This window comes from Quisquiliibacterium transsilvanicum, from assembly GCF_014202215.1.
GTDB classification, from domain to species: domain Bacteria; phylum Pseudomonadota; class Gammaproteobacteria; order Burkholderiales; family Burkholderiaceae_E; genus Quisquiliibacterium; species Quisquiliibacterium transsilvanicum.
In genome coordinates this window covers 298,155-315,431 of the sequence record NZ_JACHGB010000002.1, presented here as the reverse complement: position 1 = coordinate 315,431, position 17,277 = coordinate 298,155, and the positions used below count along the sequence as shown (strand labels likewise).

General features: G+C 69.7%; 13 protein-coding genes. 2 read left to right on the top strand and 11 right to left on the bottom strand.

Going from position 1 to position 17,277, the window contains the following annotated elements:
- Positions 1–4 precede the first annotated feature (4 nt).
- A complete protein-coding gene (mgtA, locus tag HNQ70_RS04880; RefSeq protein ID WP_183964832.1) occupies positions 5–2,746 on the top strand; it encodes a magnesium-translocating P-type ATPase in 2,742 nt (913 codons plus the stop codon).
- 41 nt (positions 2,747–2,787) lie between these two features.
- Here mgtA and HNQ70_RS04875 read toward each other — a convergent pair whose 3' ends face one another.
- From HNQ70_RS04875 to grpE, 8 genes are all read right to left on the bottom strand, one after another.
- Positions 2,788–3,279 carry a glutathione peroxidase gene (locus HNQ70_RS04875; RefSeq protein ID WP_183964829.1) on the bottom strand — a complete coding sequence of 164 codons (492 nt, stop codon included), beginning with the start codon at positions 3,277–3,279 and terminating at the stop codon, positions 2,788–2,790.
- 40 nt (positions 3,280–3,319) lie between these two features.
- Complete coding sequence (fdhF, locus tag HNQ70_RS04870) at positions 3,320–6,160, bottom strand: formate dehydrogenase subunit alpha (RefSeq protein WP_183964820.1); 2,841 nt, start codon at positions 6,158–6,160, stop codon at positions 3,320–3,322.
- Entirely contained in the window at positions 6,157–7,821 is a 1,665-nt protein-coding gene (locus tag HNQ70_RS04865; protein WP_183964817.1) for an NAD(P)H-dependent oxidoreductase subunit E, read from the bottom strand. The genes fdhF and HNQ70_RS04865 overlap by 4 nt, the downstream gene beginning before the upstream one ends.
- A 105-nt stretch (positions 7,822–7,926) precedes the next feature.
- Positions 7,927–9,288 (bottom strand): MBL fold metallo-hydrolase RNA specificity domain-containing protein, encoded by a 1,362-nt coding sequence (locus HNQ70_RS04860; RefSeq protein WP_183964815.1) that lies wholly within the window; start codon positions 9,286–9,288, stop codon positions 7,927–7,929.
- A 94-nt stretch (positions 9,289–9,382) separates the two neighbouring features.
- Positions 9,383–10,510: a molecular chaperone DnaJ gene (gene dnaJ, locus HNQ70_RS04855; protein ID WP_183964812.1), complete on the bottom strand. Its 1,128-nt coding sequence runs from the start codon at positions 10,508–10,510 to the stop codon at positions 9,383–9,385.
- Between the two features lie 36 nt (positions 10,511–10,546).
- Complete coding sequence (locus HNQ70_RS04850; RefSeq protein WP_183964810.1) at positions 10,547–10,909, bottom strand: four helix bundle protein; 363 nt, start codon at positions 10,907–10,909, stop codon at positions 10,547–10,549.
- 40 nt (positions 10,910–10,949) lie between these two features.
- Positions 10,950–12,890, bottom strand: a complete 1,941-nt coding sequence (dnaK, locus tag HNQ70_RS04845; protein ID WP_183964808.1) for a molecular chaperone DnaK — start codon at positions 12,888–12,890, stop codon at positions 10,950–10,952.
- Between the two features lie 106 nt (positions 12,891–12,996).
- Positions 12,997–13,578, bottom strand: coding sequence for a nucleotide exchange factor GrpE (gene grpE, locus HNQ70_RS04840; RefSeq protein ID WP_183965487.1), 582 nt, complete (start codon positions 13,576–13,578; stop codon positions 12,997–12,999).
- A gap of 142 nt (positions 13,579–13,720) precedes the next feature.
- Between grpE and lysM the strand changes: the two genes are divergently transcribed.
- Positions 13,721–14,197 carry a peptidoglycan-binding protein LysM gene (lysM, locus tag HNQ70_RS04835; protein ID WP_183964806.1) on the top strand — a complete coding sequence of 159 codons (477 nt, stop codon included), beginning with the start codon at positions 13,721–13,723 and terminating at the stop codon, positions 14,195–14,197.
- 103 nt (positions 14,198–14,300) lie between these two features.
- Here lysM and hemH read toward each other — a convergent pair whose 3' ends face one another.
- The 3 genes from hemH to hrcA form a co-directional block, all read right to left on the bottom strand.
- On the bottom strand, positions 14,301–15,413 hold the full coding sequence (gene hemH, locus HNQ70_RS04830; RefSeq protein ID WP_183964804.1) for a ferrochelatase: 1,113 nt from the start codon (positions 15,411–15,413) through the stop codon (positions 14,301–14,303).
- Positions 15,414–15,523: 110 nt separating this feature from the next.
- Entirely contained in the window at positions 15,524–16,147 is a 624-nt protein-coding gene (locus HNQ70_RS04825) for a nuclear transport factor 2 family protein (RefSeq protein WP_183964802.1), read from the bottom strand.
- 109 nt (positions 16,148–16,256) lie between these two features.
- Entirely contained in the window at positions 16,257–17,273 is a 1,017-nt protein-coding gene (gene hrcA, locus HNQ70_RS04820; protein ID WP_183964800.1) for a heat-inducible transcriptional repressor HrcA, read from the bottom strand.
- Positions 17,274–17,277: the final 4 nt, after the last annotated feature.

Here is a 17,277-nt window from a genome sequence, read left to right as displayed (position 1 = left end):
TTCGGTGTTCGACCTTCTGACCCATTGGTTCAGCAGCTTCCTGCGCCGCCGCCGGCGGCTCGGAAACTTCGGCCGGACCGTGCTGCCGGGCCTTCTCGCCGCTCGCGGCCCCGGGCAGCCCGTTCCCGACCGGCTCGCGCCGGACCTGTTGCGCGCCGCGCTCGAGGAGCCCGCCGCAGCGATTGCACGACTCGAGACGCGCGCCGATGGCCTGAGCGCCGCCGAAGCCGCTGAGCGCCTGCTCGGCAGCGGCCCGAACGAGGTCGAGCACGAGAAGCCGCTGCCCTGGTGGCTGCACCTGTGGCATTGCTATGCCAACCCGTTCAACCTGCTGCTGACCGCGCTCGCGGTGCTGTCGTACCTGACCGAAGACGCCAAGGCAACGATCGTCATCGGCGCGATGGTGGTGCTGAGCACCGCGATCCGCTTCCTGCAGGAAGGCCGCTCGCACCGGGCGGCCGAGAGCCTGAGGTCACTGGTTGGCAACAAGGCCACCGTGATCCGGCGCCCCACCGGTCCGGCCGCGGCTGGCGTCGAGGCGGCTGCGGCGCATCTGGAGGTTTCGCGGCGCGATGTGGTGCCGGGCGACCTGGTCGCGCTGTCGGCGGGCGACATCATTCCCGCCGATTGCCGGCTGCTCACCGCGCGGGATCTGTTCGTGGCCCAGGCGGCGATGACCGGAGAGTCGCTGCCAGTGGAGAAGAACGCCGACGGCGGCAGCAGGGACGCAGGACCGCTCGAGCAGCGCAACCTCGTCTTCATGGGCACCAGCGTCGTCTCCGGATCGGCCACGGCGCTGGTGCTTGCAACCGGCAAGCACACCTACTTCGGCGCTCTTGCGGCGCGGGCGACGGCCACCGACACCACGCCCAACGCCTTCCAGGCCGGCGTCAACAGCGTCAGCTGGCTGCTGATCCGCTTCGCTGCGGTGATGGTGCCCATCGTCCTGCTGATCAACGGCATCGACAAGGGCGACTGGCTGCAGGCCTTCCTGTTCGCGCTGTCGGTGGCGGTGGGGCTCACGCCGGAGATGCTGCCGATGATCGTGACGACGACGCTAGCCAAGGGCGCCGTGCGGCTGTCGCGCAGGAAGGTCGTCGTCAAGCGGCTCGACGCGATCCAGAACTTCGGCGCGATGGACGTGCTGTGCACCGACAAGACCGGCACGCTGACCCAGGACAAGATCGCGCTGGCCCGCCACGTCGACGTCTTCGGTCAGGCTTCGGAGGAGGTCCTCAACCTGGCCTTTCTCAACAGCCATTACCAGACCGGACTGAAGAACCTGCTCGACCACGCCGTGCTGGAGCACGTCGAGCTGAAAGCCGAACTCAAGCTGGAGCAGAACTACCGCAAGATCGATGAGATTCCGTTCGACTTCGTCCGCCGGCGCATGTCGGTGGTGGTGTCGGAACTCGACGACCACCACGAGCTGATCTGCAAGGGGGCGATCGAGGAGATGCTGACGGTGTGCACTCATGTGCGCATCGAGAACGGCGGCGGTCCGCAGGTGCTGCCGCTCGATGCTGCCCTGCTCGAGCGCGTCCAGCGCGTCACGCGACAGTTCAGCCAGGACGGTCTGCGCGTGGTGGCGGTGGCGATGAAGGAGCTGCCGCCGGCTCAGAGCAGGTACTCGGTTGCCGACGAGTCGGGCCTGACGCTGGTCGGCTACATCGCCTTCCTGGATCCGCCGAAGGAGTCGGCCGCACCGGCGCTGAAGGCGCTGGCCGGGCACGGCATCCAGGTCAAGGTGCTGACCGGCGACAACGAGCTCGTCGCCGCGAGCGTGTGCAGCCGGGTCGGCCTGTCTGCCGAGAAGGTGCTGCTCGGCGCGCAGGTCGAAGCCATGAGCGAAGAGGAGCTGGCGCAGGCCGCCGAGCGCTGCCAGGTCTTCGCCAAGCTCACGCCGCTGCACAAGGAGCGCATCGTGCGCGCCCTGCGTGCCCGCGGGCACGTCGTGGGCTTCATGGGCGACGGGATCAACGACGCGCCGGCGCTGCGCGCCGCCGACATCGGCATCTCGGTCGATTCGGCGGTCGACATCGCCAAGGAGGCGGCCGACATCATCCTGCTCGAAAAGAGCCTGATGGTGCTCGACGACGGCGTGGTCGAAGGCCGAGCCACCTTCTGCAACATGCTGAAGTACATCCGCATGACCGCAAGCTCGAACTTCGGCAACGTGCTCTCGGTGCTGGTGGCGAGCGCGTTCCTGCCGTTCCTGCCGATGCTGCCGCTGCACCTGCTGGTGCAGAACCTGCTCTACGACATCTCGCAGACCGGCATTCCGTTCGACGACGTCGACGAGGAACTCGTGCGCGCGCCGCTGAAATGGAACCCGGCCGACATCGGCCGCTTCATGCTCTTCTTCGGGCCGATCAGCTCAGTGTTCGACATCACGACCTTTGCCATGATGTGGTGGGTGTTCAAGGCCGACACCGTCGCGGAGCAGACCTTGTTCCAGTCCGGCTGGTTCGTCGTCGGACTGCTGACTCAGACCCTCATCGTGCACATGATCCGCACGCCGAAGCTGCCCTTCGTCGAAAGCCGCGCCGCGGCTCCGCTGATGGCGATGTCGGTGGCGATCATGATCGTTGGCGTATGGCTGCCGATGGGGCCGCTGGCCGGGCACTTCAAGCTGCAATCGTTGCCGCCTGCCTACTTCGTCTGGCTGGCGGGCATCCTGCTCGGGTACGGCGTGCTGACGACGGCGATGAAGCGGATGTACATCCGTCACTTCGGCTGGCAGTAGCCGGCGCCGTGGCCCGGCTCGAAGCCGGGCTGGGCATTCGCTCAGACGGCTTCGGCCAGCAGCTGCTCGATGTCCGCGGCGATCGATTCCGGCGCGGCCTGCGGTGCGTAGCGCTTGAACACCGAGCCGTCGCGGCGCACCAGGAACTTGGTGAAGTTCCACTTCACCGCCTCGCTGCCCAGCAGACCGGGCGCCTCCGCGGTGAGCCAGCGCCAGAGCGGATGCGCTCCTTCGCCGTTGACCTCGACCTTGTCGAAGAGCGGGAACGACACGCCGAAGTTGCGCTCGCAGAACGCGCCGATCTCCGGCGCGTCGCCAGGCTCCTGCCCGCCGAACTGGTTGCAGGGAAAGGCGAGCACCTCGAGGCCCTGCGCGCCGAAGCGCTCGTGCAGCGCCTGCAGGCCCTTGTACTGGGGCGTGAAGCCGCACTGGCTCGCGGTGTTGACGATCAGCAGCACCTTGCCGCGAAAGTCCGCGAGGTCGACGGGCCTGCCGTCGAGGGAGCTGGCCTGGAAATCGAAGGCGGTGGTCATTGTCGGGCGCCTGTCTTGACGATATTGAGGAATCCGGATGCTAGCGCGAGCCGGCCGGCGCCGCCGGCTCGACCCGCACTGCGCAGAACTTGAACTCCGGGATCTTCCCGTCGGGGTCGAGCGCCGGGTTGGTGAGCAGGTTGGCGGCGGCTTCGGCGAAGGCGAAGGGCACGAACACGCTGGCCCGCGGCATGCCTTCGTCGGCGCGCGCGTAAAGCTCGATCGCGCCGCGCCGCGTGCGCAGCGCGATCCGCCCGCCGGACGCAACGCCCAGCCGCGCAAGCTCGTCCGGGTGCAGCGCGGCGGTCGCCTCCGGTTCGATCGCGTCGAGCACCGCGGCGCGCCGGGTCATCGCCCCGGTATGCCAGTGCTCGAGCAGGCGTCCGGTGATCAGCACGAAGGGGTAGTCGTCGTCGGGCCGCTCGTCGGCCGGCACCAGCTGCGTGGGCACCAGGCGCGCCCGCCCGTCCGGCGTCGGGAAACGATCGATGAACACGACCGGATGCCCGGGGTCGTCCTCGCTCGGGCAGGGGTAGGTGACACCGCCCTCGCGCTCGAGGCGCTCCCAGGAGATGCCGCGAATCGACTCCATTCCCAGGCGCATCTCCGCCCAGACCTCGCGCGGGTGCGCGTAGCGCCAGTCCAGGCCCAGCCGGCGCGCCATGTCGACGACGATGTCCAGGTCCTGGCGCGCCTGGCCCGGCATCGGCACGGCCTGGCGCGCGAGCTGCACGCGCCGGTCGGTGTTGGTGAAGGTGCCGGTCTTCTCGGGGAAGGCGGAGGCCGGCAGGATCACGTCTGCCAGCACCGCGGTCTCGGTCGGGAAGATTTCCTGGACGACCAGGCATTCGAGCGAGGCCAGCGCCTCGCGGGCGTGGCTCAGGTCGGGATCCGACATCGCCGGGTTCTCGCCCATGATGTACATGCCGCGGATGCTGCCGGCCATGGCTGCGTGCATGATCTCGACCACGGTGAGCCCCGGCTCGCGGTCGAGCGCGACGCCCCACAGCGTTTCGAAGATCGACGCGCCTGCGGCATCGCCGACCCGGTGGTAGTCGGGCAGCATCATCGGGATCAGCCCTGCATCCGAGGCTCCCTGAACGTTGTTCTGCCCGCGCAGCGGATGCAGCCCGGTGCCGGGCCTGCCGATCTGCCCGGTGAGCATCGCCAGCGCGATCAGGCAGCGCACGTTGTCGGTGCCATGCACGTGCTGAGACACTCCCATGCCCCAGAGGATCATCGACGCGCGGCTGCGCGCATACAGCCGCGTCACCTCGCGGATGACGCAGGCATCGATGCCGCATACCGTGGCCATCGCCTCGGGGCTGAACGCCGCCACGCCCGCCTTCAGGTCGTCGAAGTGCGTGGTGCGATCGCGCACGAAGGCCTCGTCGACCAGACCCTCCTCGATCACCGTGTACAGCATCGCGTTGAGCAGCGCGACGTCGCTGTCGGCGCGAAACTGCAGCACGTGCGTCGCGCGCCGCGCAAGCTCGGTGCGGCGCGGGTCGGCGACCACCAGCTTCGCGCCCCGGTCGACCGCGTTCTTGATCCAGGTGGCGGCCACCGGGTGGTTGACGGTGGGGTTGGCGCCGATCAGGAAGATCACTTCCGCGTGCCGGACATCGGACACCGGGTTGGACACCGCCCCCGAGCCGAGGCCCTCGAGCAATGCCGCCACCGACGAGGCATGGCACAGCCGGGTGCAATGGTCGACGTTGTTGCTGCCGAAGCCGGTGCGCACCAGCTTCTGGAAGAGGTAGGCCTCCTCGTTGCTGCCCTTGGCCGAGCCGAAGCCGGCGAGCGCGCGCGGGCCGTCGCGCTCGCGGATGCGCGCCAGGCCGGAGGCGGCGAGCGACATCGCCTCCTCCCAGCTGGCCTCGCGGAAGGCGTCGCGCCAGTCGTCGGGGACGCGCCCGAAATCGTGGCGCTTGGGGAAGCCCTCGCGCCGGACCAGCGGCACCGTGAGCCGCTGCGGGCTGGCCGCGTAGTCCATGCCGAAGCGGCCCTTGACGCACAGCCGGCCCTGGTTGGCGGGCCCGTCTGCGCCGTCGACCCGCACGATGCGCTCGTCGCGCACATGGAACACCGTCTGGCAGCCAACGCCGCAGAACGGGCACAGCGAGCGCACCTGGCGCTCGCCGGCCACGATCACTGGCGCGCCGGTGCGCGGATCGCGCGGCAGCAGCGCGCCGGTCGGGCAGGCCTGCACGCACTCGCCGCATCCCACGCAGGTCGACGCGCCCATCGGATCGTCGAGATCGAAGACGATCCTCGCCTCGTCGCCGCGCCAGGCGTAGCCGATCACGTCGTTGCCCTGCTCCTCCCGGCAGGCGCGCACGCAGCGCCCGCAACGGATGCAGGCATCGTGGTCGACCGCGATCGCGGGATGGGACAGGTCGAGCGCGGCCCCGGTGCGAGGCTCATGCGATGCGCCCGGGGCCGCGGCAGGCCCTGTGGCGGCAACCGCGGATCCCGCATGGCCGTCCCGCTGCCCGTCCCGCTGCCCGGCCGCATGCGCAGGGAAGCGCGATGTCTCCAGTCCCAGGGTCCCGGCCCAGCGCGACAGCTCCGATGCTTCGACGGACGCCGCAGCGGGCGCGTCGGCGAGCAGCAGCTCGAGCACCATGCGCTGCGCGCCGCGCGCCCGCCCGGAGGCGCTGCGCACCTTCATTCCCGGCGCAGGCGCGCGGCAGCACGAGGGCGCCAGCGCGCGCTCGCCGTCGATCTCGACGACACAGGCGCGGCAGTTGCCGTCCGGCCGGTAGCCGTCCTTGAAGCACAGCCGCGGAATCTCCACGCCAATGCGGTCGGCGGCCTGCAGGATGGTCTCGCCGGGCAGCGCCTGCACGCTGCGTCCGTCCAGCTCGAAGTCGGTCATCGGGCGCCCTCCAGCAGCTCCGGGAAGTGGCGGATCGCGCAGACCAGCGGATTCGGCGCAGCCTGGCCCAGCCCGCAGATCGACGCGTCGGCCATCGCCGTGGCGAGCTCGCCGATCAGCGCGCCGTCCCAGCGCGGCTGCGCCAGGAGCTCGTCGAGCCGCGCGGTGCCGGACCGGCAGGGAGTGCACTGGCCGCAGGACTCGTTGCGGAAGAAGCGCACCAGGTTGCGCACCGCCGCGCGCAGATCGTCCTGCCGGGACAGCACGATGACCGCGGCCGAACCGATGAAGCAGCCATGCGGCTGCAGGGTGTCGAAATCCAGCGGCAGGTCCGCCATCGAGGCGGGCAGCAGGCCGCCGGAGGCGCCGCCGGGCAGCCAGGCGCGCAGCTCGTGGCCCTCGGCCATGCCGCCGCAGTGCTCGTCGACCAGCTCGCGCAGCGTGATGCCGGCCGGCGCGATCTTCACGCCGGGCTGCCGCACCCGGCCCGAGACCGAGAAGGCGCGCAGTCCGCTGCGCCCGTGCCTGCCCTGCCCCGCGAACCACTGCGGGCCGCGCGCCAGGATCTCCGGCGCCCACCAGAGCGTCTCGACGTTGTTGACCAGCGTCGGGCGGCCGAACAGGCCCGCCTGCGCCACATAGGGCGGCCGCAGCCGCGGCACGCCGCGCCTGCCTTCGAGCGATTCGATCAGCGCGCTCTCCTCGCCGCACACGTAGGCGCCTGCGCCGCGGCGCAGGTGGATGCCGGGCAGCGGGTGCAGCGGCGGGTCCGCGCGCAGCGCGTCGATCGCGCGCGCCAGCCCCGCGCGCACCCCGGCGTACTCGTCGCGCAGGTAGATGTAGCAGTCAGTGCAGCCGGTGGCCCAGGCGCCGATCAGCATGCCCTCGAGCACCCGGTGCGGATCCTGCTCCAGCAGCACGCGGTCCTTGAAGGTGCCGGGCTCGCCCTCGTCGGCGTTGACCACCATCAGGCGCGGCGCGGGCTCCGCGGCGACGATCCGCCATTTGCGGCCGGTGGGGAAGCCCGCGCCGCCGAGGCCGCGCAGGCCGGCCTCCTCCAGCGCTGCGAACACCGTAGCTGCGTCGCGTCCCTGCGCCAGCAGCGCGCGCAGGGTCCGGTAGGCCTGCCGCACGTCGCTCGGGTTGGCAGGCACGCACTCGCGCAGGCCGTCGCGCACTGCGGCGGCCACGCGCTCCGCGGTGGCGGGGGCGACCGGATGGCGCTGCACCACCGCCACCGGCGCCTGCGCGCAGCGGCCGACGCAGGGCACCCGACGGACCCGGACCGAGGCGCCGAGCAGTTCCTCGAGGCGCCCGACGAGTGCGTCCGCGCCGGCCAGCGCGCAGGAAAGCGAATCGCAGACGCCGACCGTGAGCTCGGGCGGCGCCTGGCCGCCCTCCTTCACCACGTCGAAGTGATGGTAGAAGCTCGCCACCTCGAACACTTCGGCCTGCGGCAGCCGCATTTCCTCGGCCAGGGCCGCGAGCATCGCCGCCGACAGGTGCCCATCGGCATCCTGGATCAGGTGCAGGTGCTCGACCAGCAGGTCGCGCCTGCGCGGCGCATCGGCGAGCAGCGCCCGCACGCGCTCGCGCGCGGCAGGCTCGACCTGCCGCCCCTTGTTGCGGCCAACGGGGCGGCGAAACGTGACGGTCTGCATCGAAAGGGCTTTCCTCGGGCTCGGCGGGAAACGACGGTGACGGCGGCGGCGCCGCGGCGCACTCGCGTCAACGCTGTGCGGGCAAGCAGGAACCGTGCCGCACCATCAGAGTGCGATCTCCACGGACTCGAGGTGCTCGGGCACCCGCGCCGGCCAGCCGAGCTGCTCCTCGATTCGCTGGCGCAGGGTGTCGGCCGCCTCCGGCTCGCCATGGCAGAGATAGACCTGCGAGGGCGCTTTGCGCATGCCGCGCAGCCAGTCCATCAGTTCGTCCGCGTCGGCATGCGCGGAATAGCTGTCGACCTGGCTGACGTCCGCCCGCACCTCGTGCCAGGCGCCGTGGATCTTGACCTCGCGCGCACCGCCAACGAGGTGCGCGCCGCGGGTGCCGCCGGCCTGGTAGCCGACGAAGAGGACGTGGTTGCGGGGGTCGGGCGCGATGTTCTTGAGATGATGCAGCACGCGGCCGCCGGTCGCCATGCCGCTGGCAGCGATGATCACCGCGGGCACGCGCAGCTGCGCCAGGGACTTCGACTCCTCGACCCCGTTGACGATGCGCGCCACGCTGCACATCGCCCGGCACTCGGCCACCGTGAGGCGGTGCAGCGTGCGGAACTTGCGGTAGAGCGCGGTGGCATCGGTGGCCATCGGGCTGTCGAGGAACACCGGCAGGTCGGGGATCTCGCCGCGCTGCTTGAGCCGGGAGATCGCCAGCATCACGGTCTGGGCGCGCCCCACTGCGAACGAAGGGATCAGCACGGTGCCGCCGCGCGCGGCGGTCTCGCGGATCACGCGCCCGATCGTCTCCTCGCCGTCGTCCTCGGCATGCTTGCGGTCGCCGTAAGTGGACTCCAGGATCAGCGTATCGGCGCCCTCGAGCGCCGCGGGCGCCCGCATGATCGTGTCGTTCGGACGGCCGATGTCGCCCGAGAAGACCAGGGAATGGCGGCGCCGGCGCAGTTTCACGTAGGCGGCGCCCAGCAGGTGGCCGGCCGGATGCAGCGAGCACTCCAGCTCCTCGCCGAGGTCGAACTCCCGGTCGAAGTCGACCACCTTGAACAGGCGCAGCGCGCGCTCGGCATCGGCCATCGTGTAGAGCGGCTCGGCAGGCGCGTGCTTGGCGAAGCCGTGCTTGTTCGCGAAGCGCGCCTCGTCCTCCTGCAGGTGCGCGCTGTCGCGCAGCAGGATTTGGCAGAGCTCCCGGGTGGCCTCGGTCGCGTAAATGGGGCCGCGGAAGCCGTCGCGAACGAGCGCGGGCAGGTAGCCGCTGTGGTCCAGGTGCGCATGGCTCAGCACCACGGAATCGATGCGACGGGGCGAGACCGGAAAGCGTGCCCAGTTGCGCAGGCGCAGCTGCTTGTAGCCCTGGAAGAGCCCGCAGTCGAGGAGGATCCGGCGTTCGCCAGTGTCGAGCAGGTAGCGCGAGCCGGTGACGGTACCGGCCGCGCCCGCGAATGTGAGTTTCATCGTTGCGGCGCCTCTGGGGAGGGGGACGCAACGATGGTACGACATGTCGGACGCCCGGCAGGGACGGATCCCTCCGGGGCCACGCCACAGGCGCCTACTGGAAGAATTCCTTGACGCGGTCCATCCAGCCCTTGGTCTGCGGGCTGTGCTTGGGATCCTGCAGCGACGCGTCGAGCTCGCGCAGCAGCTTCTTCTGCTTGTCGCTCAGGCGCACCGGCGTCTCGAGCGCGACGTGCACGTACAGGTCGCCCGGGTAGCTGGAACGCACCCCCTTGATGCCCTTGCCGCGCAGCCGGAAGGTCTTGCCGGATTGCGTTCCCTCGGGAAGCTCGATCTCGGCGCGACCGGCCAGCGTGGGCACCTCGACCTTGCCGCCGAGCGCGGCCGTGGTGATCGAGATGGGGATCTCGCAGTGCAGGTCGTCGCCGTCGCGCTGGAAGACCTGGTGCTCCTTGACGTGGATCTCGACGTAGAGGTCGCCGGGAGGACCGCCGTTGACGCCGGGCTCGCCGTTGCCGCCGGAACGGATGCGCATGCCGTCGTCGATACCGGCCGGGATCTTCACCTCGAGCGTCTTGGTCTTGCGCACGCGGCCCACGCCGTCGCACGTCCCGCAGGGGTCCGGGACCACCTTGCCGCTGCCGTGGCAGGTGGGGCAGGTCTGCTGGATCGAGAAGAAGCCCTGCTGCATGCGGACCTGGCCCTGTCCGCCGCAGGTATGGCAGGTCTTGGGCTTGGTGCCCGGCTTGGCGCCGCTGCCCTCGCAGACCTCGCAGCTCTCCCAGCTCGGCACCCGGATCTCGGTGGTGTGGCCGCCGGCGGCCTGCTCCAGCGTGATCTCCATCGAGTAGCGCAGGTCAGCGCCCCGGTAGACGTTGCTGCGCCCGCCGCGCGCACCTGCGGCAGCGCCGAAAATGTCGCCGAAGATGTCCCCGAACACGTCCGAGAAGCCACCGGGCCCGCCCTGGCCGCCGCCGAAGCCGCCGGCCGCATTGGGATCGACGCCCGCATGGCCGAAGCGATCGTAGAGCTCGCGCTTCTTCGGATCGGAGAGGACCTCGTAGGCCTCCTTGACCTCCTTGAACTTCCCCTCGGACGCCTTGTCATCGGGGTTGCGGTCCGGGTGGTGCTTCATCGCGAGCTTGCGGTAGACCTTCTTCAGCTCGTCGTCGCTCGCGTTCTTCGCCACGCCGAGCACTTCGTAATAATCGCGTTTGGCCATTTTCGATGAGAAGGGGGAAGGGGGAAGGGGGAAGGGTCAGGCGTCGAGCCGCCTGCGCAGCGATGCCTGCAGTCCCATCAGCTTTCCGCTCACTTCGTCCAGCTGCTTCTCCAACTCCGTTGTGTTGTTCAAAAAGCCGAGTCGCCGTGCGAGCTCGATCAAGGTATCGAGCTCGGACAGCGACCCGGCGGCAATTCCCAGGAACCGGAGGAGTTCGCGCGTTCCGTCCCGGGCAAACACTTCTGCGATATTCGACGGCACCGATACCGCCGCGCGACGCATCTGACCGCTCAACCCATAGGTTTCGGAGGACGGGAAGCAGCGGGTAGCCCGATAGATCTCCTCGACCAGGCCGATCGAATCCTGCCAGACTTCGAGCCGCCGGTGGTTCCTGCGCACCGGCCGCCCCCTTCCCCCTTTTCCCTTCCCACTTCCCTCCTCAAGCGTCGCGCTTGACCTCCTTGAACTCGGCGTCGACCACGTCGTCGTCCTTGGGGCGCTTGGCCTCCTGCGCCCCGGCGCCGGCGCCCTGATCGCCCGCGGCACCCTGCTCGGCCTGCGCTTTCGCGTACATCATCTCGCCGAGCTTCTGCGACGCCGTGCCCAGCGCGGCGGTCTTGGCCTCGATCTCGTCCTTGTCCTCGGACTTGAGCGCTTCCTCGGCGGCCTTGAGCGCCTCTTCGATCTTCGCCTTCTCGGCGGCGTCGATCTTGTCGCCGTACTCGGCCAGGGACTTCTGCACCGAGTGAACCATCGAGTCGGCCTGGTTGCGGGCGTCGGCGAGTTCACGGCGTTTGTGGTCCTCCGCCGCGTTCACCTCGGCGTCCTTGACCATCGCCTCGATCTCGCTCTCGTTCAGGCCGGAGTTGGCCTTGATCGTGATCTTGTTCTCCTTGCCCGAGGCCTTGTCCTTGGCCGAGACGTGCAGGATTCCGTTGGCGTCGATGTCGAAGGTGACCTCGATCTGCGGCGTGCCGCGTGCCGACGGCGGGATGCCCTCGAGGTTGAACTCGCCGAGCAGCTTGTTGCCCGAGGCCATCTCGCGCTCGCCCTGGAACACCTTGATCGTCACCGCCGGCTGGTTGTCCTCGGCGGTGGAGAACACCTGCGAGTGCTTGGTCGGGATCGTGGTGTTGCGCTTGATCATCGCGGTCATCACGCCGCCCAGGGTCTCGATGCCCAGGGTCAGGGGGCTGACGTCGAGCAGCAGCACGTCCTTGCGCTCGCCCGACAGCACCGCGCCCTGCACCGCCGCGCCCACGGCGACCGCCTCGTCGGGGTTGACGTCCTTGCGCGGCTCCTTGCCGAAGAACTCCTGCACGCGCGCCTGCACCTTGGGCATGCGGGTCATGCCACCGACCAGGATCACGTCGTCGATCTCGGACGCCTTCACGCCGGCATCCTTCATCGCCATGCGGCAGGGCTCGATCGTGCGCTCGATCAGGTCGTCGACCAGCGCCTCGAGCTTGGCCCGGGTGATCTTCATGTTCAGGTGCTTGGGCCCGCTGGCGTCGGCGGTGATGTAGGGCAGGTTGATGTCGGTCTGCTGCGCAGACGACAGCTCGACCTTCGCCTTCTCGGCCGATTCCTTCAGGCGCTGCAGCGCGAGCACGTCCTTGCCCAGGTCGACGCCCTGCTCCTTCTTGAACTCGGCGATGACGTAATCGATGATCCGCTGGTCGAAGTCCTCGCCGCCGAGGAAGGTGTCGCCGTTGGTCGAGAGCACCTCGAACTGCTTCTCGCCGTCGACGTCAGCGATCTCGATGATGGAGACGTCGAAGGTGCCGCCGCCCAGGTCGTACACCGCGATCTTGCGGTCCTTGCCGGCGGCCTTGTCGAGACCGAAGGCCAGCGCCGCAGCCGTCGGCTCGTTGATGATCCGCTTGACCTCCAGACCGGCGATGCGGCCGGCATCCTTGGTGGCCTGGCGCTGGCTGTCGTTGAAGTAGGCCGGCACCGTGATGACCGCCTCGGTGACTTCCTCGCCGAGATAATCCTCGGCGGTCTTCTTCATCTTGCGCAGCACTTCGGCCGAGATCTGCGGCGCCGCGAGCTTGCGGTCGCGCACCTGGACCCAGGCGTCGCCGTTGTCGGCCTTGACGATCTGGAAGGGCATCAGGTCGATGTCCTTCTGCACTTCCTTCTCGTCGAACTTGCGTCCGATCAGGCGCTTTGCCGCGTAGATGGTGTTGCGCGGGTTGGTGACCGCCTGACGCTTGGCCGGCGCGCCGACCAGGATCTCGCCGTCTTCCATGTACGCGATGATCGACGGCGTGGTGCGCGCCCCTTCCGCGTTCTCGATCACCTTGGGCTTGCCGCCCTCCATGACCGCAACGCAGGAGTTGGTCGTACCCAGGTCGATGCCGATGACTTTGCCCATTGCTTGCCTCGATTTACAGAGAATTGTTCGGTTGACTGTCAGATGCGTGTGGCGGGCCGGAATTCAAGTCCGATCCGCTCGAGCGGGGGCCGCCGGGCCCGCGCGGTCAGCCCTGCGCCACGGTGACCAGGGCGGGACGCAGCACCCGGTCGTTGATCGTGTAGCCCTTCTGCAGCACGGACACCACGTGGTTGGCCGGCACCGGGGGCGTGACCGACGCGCCGGGCACCATGGAGATCGCCTGGTGCAGGTTCGGGTCGAACTTCTGTCCGACCGGATCGATCTCCAGCAGGCGGTTCTTCTCGAAGGACGAGGCCAGCAGCCGCAGCGTCGCGTCGACGCCTTCGCGCATGCTCTCGACGTTCGGGGTATCGGTCTTCAACGCGAGCTCGAGGCTGTCCTTGACCGGCAGCAGCGCCTCGGCGAACGCCTCGATCGCGAACTTGTGCGCCTTGGCCACGTCGTCCTGGGCACGCCGACGCACGTTCTCGGTCTCGGCCTTGGCGCGCAGGAACTGGTCCCTGAACTCGGCTGCCTCGGCCAGCGCTTCCGCGAGGCGCTGCTCGACCTCGTGATGCGACTTCGCCTCCAGCGCCTCGGGGGCCGGCTGGGCGCCGGGGGTCGCGTCCTGGCCTTCGGTCCGCCAGGTCGTGTCGTTCGCTTCGGTCTGGTTCCGTTCGTCCGCCATCGAGGTCATCACCCTTCTCAATCAAATTGTTGGCTCAAATCAAAGGGGACATTGGGACGCTTTCGCGGCTTTCAAGCCCGCCTGTGCCGCGCCGGGCGGTGTTAACCTCGTCTTTCGATCAATGTCGCGTAGAGGTGAATTCATGGGACTGCTCTCTTTCATCAAGGAAGCCGGCGAGAAGCTCTTCGGCACCGGCAGCGCGCAAGCGGCCGCGCCCGACAAGGCCGCGGCCAGCCAGGCTGCGTCGGACGCGATCGTCAAGTACATCCGGTCGATGAACCTGCCGACGGACGGGCTCACCGTCAGCTTCGACGCCGCCAGCTCCGCGGTCACGGTGTCGGGCAGCGTGGCCGACCAGCAGACCAAGGAAAAGATCCTGCTGTGCTGCGGCAACGTCGCAGGCGTGGTCCAGGTAAACGACCAGATCACCGTCACCAACCCGGTGCCCGACTCGAAGTTCTACACCGTGGTGAGCGGTGACACGCTGTCGAAGATCGCCAAGGAGTTCTACGGGAACGCCAACGCCTACATGCAGATCTTCGAGGCCAACAAGCCGATGCTCTCGCACCCGGACAAGATCTACCCCGGCCAGGTGCTGAGGATCCCGCCGCAGGCCTGATCCGGGCCGCCCGACGGGCCTGCAGCGCGCGCTCGCGCCTGCGGGCCCTCGTCGCTTCGGGAGCAGTCGTCCGTTCCCGAGTACGGGCGCCTGCCCGGCTTCTTCAGGTCTTCGCGCCGCGCGCGATGGCCCGCTCGCGGCGGCGTGCGAGTTCTTCCGCCCGCGCACGCTCCTCGTCCGGAACCAGGCGGCGCACCGGCCAGCCGGCGGTGTGCTCCTGCACCAGGTCGGCCAGCGCCGCGGCAAGACCCGCCGAGTCGTTCAGGCAAGGAATGTAGCGATAGTCGCGGCCGCCCGCGGCCAGGAAGCTGTCCCGGCCTTCCATGGCGATCTCCTCCAGAGTCTCGAGGCAATCGGCCACGAAGCCCGGGCAGACCACGTCCACCCGCCCCACCCCCTGCCGCCCCAGTTCCTCGAGCGTCCGGTCGGTATAGGGCTGCAGCCATTCGGCCTTGCCGAAGCGCGACTGGAAGGTGACGAGCGCCCGCTCGGGCGGCAGCCCCAGCCGCTGCGCGAGCAGCCGGCCGGTGGCCAGGCATTCGCAATGGTAGGGATCGCCCAGCTCCAGCGTGCGCCTTGGCACACCGTGAAAGCTCATCACCAGCCGGTCCGGCGGGCCATCATGGGTCCAGACCTCGCGGATTCGCGCGGCCAGCGCGTCCAGGTAGCCGGGATGGTCGTGGAAGGCGCGCACCGTGCGCAGCTCGGGCAGGTTGCGCCAGCCCGAGAGCTCGGCCCACACCGCGTCGAAAGCCGTGGCCGAAGTGCTGCCCGCGTACTGCGGGTACAGCGGCAGCACCAGCAGCCGCGTGACGTTGCGCTCGCGCAGCTCGCGCAGCACCGACGGGATCGAAGGGCCGCCGTAGCGCATCGCCCAGGCGACCTCCACGTCGACGCCCCGCTCGCCCAGGTGGCCGCGCAGCAGCAGCGCCTGGCGGGCGGTGTTCACGGCCAGCGGCGAGCCCTGGTCGGTCCAGATGGATGCGTACTTCGCGGCCGACTTGCGCGGCCGCGTCGTGAGGATGATTCCGTTCAGGATCGGCCACCAGACCAGCCGCGGAATCTCGACGACGCGGGCATCGGAGAGGAACTGGCGCAGGTAGCGCCGCACCGGACCGGGCTCCGGCGCCTCCGGCGTGCCGAGCTGAACGAGCAGCACGCCGGTGCGCGCCGGCGTCGCGTGGTCGAAGCGGGAGGCCGAGGAGTAGCGGGGCATCTGGGGGAAGGGGGAAGGGGGAAGGGGGAAGGGGGAAGGGTAACCGATGGCGGCGTGGTGCCGCACGGCACGGCGCGGCGCGAGGCCGGCCGCCGGGCCGGGCCGGCCGGCTATCGTGCCCTGCCCTCCTCGTCCTGGGCGGCGACCGAGGGGCGCGCTGCCTGCACCGCGGCCTCGGCGGGGAAGGCGGCCTCCGCTGGGACGTGGGCCTCCGCTGGGACGTGGGCCTCGGCTGGGACGTGGGGCTCGGCTGGGAAGGCGGCCTCGCGCGGCGCGGCCGATGCCGCCAGCCGGTCGAGCTGCTGCAGCGCGCGGCGGCCGGCGGCGCGCCGCAGCGCGGGGATCCAGCCCAGCAGCCAGCCCGCCGGCCCCAGGCTGGAACGGCTCCAGCGCCAGAAATCGAAGGCGTCCACCTGCCGCACGATGCGCCCGTCCCAGAAGGTGAAGGTCGATTCCACCTCGTTGGCTACGGCCCGGTCGCTGCCGGCCAGCCGCCAGCGCGCGCGCCACCGGACCCGTGCCTTGCGCTCGTCGCCGCCCAGGATGTCATAGGACACGCGCATGTCGGTTGCGCCGCGCGCCAGCAGGCGCCAGCGCCAGCCGACCCGCGCACCCCGAAGGTCGGGAAACAGCGGATCGCTGAAGCTCGCTGACGGGTGGTAGCAGGCTGCGAGCGCCTCGCCGTCGAGGCGGGCCAGCGCGTCGAACCAGCGGTGGACCAGGGCCTCGCTCAAGGCGACGGAGCCTCGGGACGGCACCGCTCGGGGTGGCACCGCTCTCCAGCGAACCGCCCGGCAGGGGCGCTCCGTGAAACCGCCTGCTGGCGCGCGCGCAGGATCGGGCTCACGCCTGGCTGAGCGCGGTGGAGACCAGCTTCGCCGTGATGTCGACGATCGGAATCACTCGGTCGTAGGCCATCCGGGTCGGCCCGATGACCCCCAGCGTGCCGACGATCTTGCCGTCGACCGCGTAGGGCGCCACCACCACGCTCACCTGATCCATCGGCACCAGTTCGGATTCGCCGCCGATGAAGATCTGCACGCCCTGGGCATGGCTGGAGGCGTCCAGCAGCTGCATCAGGCCGCTCTTGCGTTCGAAGAGATCGAACAGCCGGCGCAGGCGCTCCATGTTGTCGGAGAGGTCGGCGATACCCAGCAGGTTGCGCTCGCCGGAGATGACCACCGGCTCGGATTCCTCGGCCAGCGCCTTGCCCCCCGCCTCCACCGCGCGCTGCATCAGCCCGGTGATGTCGTCGCGCAGGCTGGCCAGCTCGCCGCGCAGCCGCGTGCGGATGGTCTCGAGATCGAGCCCGGCGAAGTTCTGGTTCAGATAGTTGGCCGCCTCGACCAGTTCGGAATGCTGGTAGTCGCGATCCATGTGGAGGATGCGGTTCTGAACGTCGCCTTCGGGCGTGACGACGATCAGCAGCAGGCGCCGCTCCGACAGCCGCACGAACTCCACCTGCCTGAACAGCGAGGAGCGCCGCGGGACCAGCACCACGCCGGCGAAGTGCGACAGGCTCGACAGGATGGAGGCCGCCGACGAAAGCACGCGCTGCGGCTCGTCCGGCTGCAGCCGCCCCTGGATCTGCTCGGTCTGCGCGCCCTGCAGCGGCTCCACCGTGAGCAGGGTGTCGACGAACAACCGGTAGCCGCGCGGCGTTGGCACCCGGCCCGCGGAGGTGTGCGGGCTGGCGATCAGCCCGAGCTCCTCGAGGTCGGCCATCACGTTGCGGATCGTGGCCGGCGAGAGCTCGAGTCCGGAGTACTTCGACAGCGTGCGCGAACCCACGGGCTGGCCGTCGGCGATGTAGCGCTCGACCAGGGTCTTCAGCAGTGTCTGTGCGCGTCGGTCCAGCATGCGG

Bases quoted from the DNA above. Each gene is read 5' to 3' on its own strand.
- dnaJ (WP_183964812.1), bottom strand. From the start codon at position 10,510: ATGGCCAAACGCGATTATTACGAAGTGCTCGGCGTGGCGAAGAACGCG.
- hemH (WP_183964804.1), bottom strand. From the start codon at position 15,413: ATGCCCCGCTACTCCTCGGCCTCCCGCTTCGACCACGCGACGCCGGCG.
- fdhF (WP_183964820.1), bottom strand. From the start codon at position 6,160: ATGACCGACTTCGAGCTGGACGGACGCAGCGTGCAGGCGCTGCCCGGC.
- dnaK (WP_183964808.1), bottom strand. From the start codon at position 12,890: ATGGGCAAAGTCATCGGCATCGACCTGGGTACGACCAACTCCTGCGTT.
- grpE (WP_183965487.1), bottom strand. From the start codon at position 13,578: ATGGCGGACGAACGGAACCAGACCGAAGCGAACGACACGACCTGGCGG.
- hrcA (WP_183964800.1), bottom strand. From the start codon at position 17,273: ATGCTGGACCGACGCGCACAGACACTGCTGAAGACCCTGGTCGAGCGC.
- lysM (WP_183964806.1), top strand. From the start codon at position 13,721: ATGGGACTGCTCTCTTTCATCAAGGAAGCCGGCGAGAAGCTCTTCGGC.
- HNQ70_RS04865 (WP_183964817.1), bottom strand. From the start codon at position 7,821: ATGCAGACCGTCACGTTTCGCCGCCCCGTTGGCCGCAACAAGGGGCGG.
- HNQ70_RS04875 (WP_183964829.1), bottom strand. From the start codon at position 3,279: ATGACCACCGCCTTCGATTTCCAGGCCAGCTCCCTCGACGGCAGGCCC.
- HNQ70_RS04860 (WP_183964815.1), bottom strand. From the start codon at position 9,288: ATGAAACTCACATTCGCGGGCGCGGCCGGTACCGTCACCGGCTCGCGC.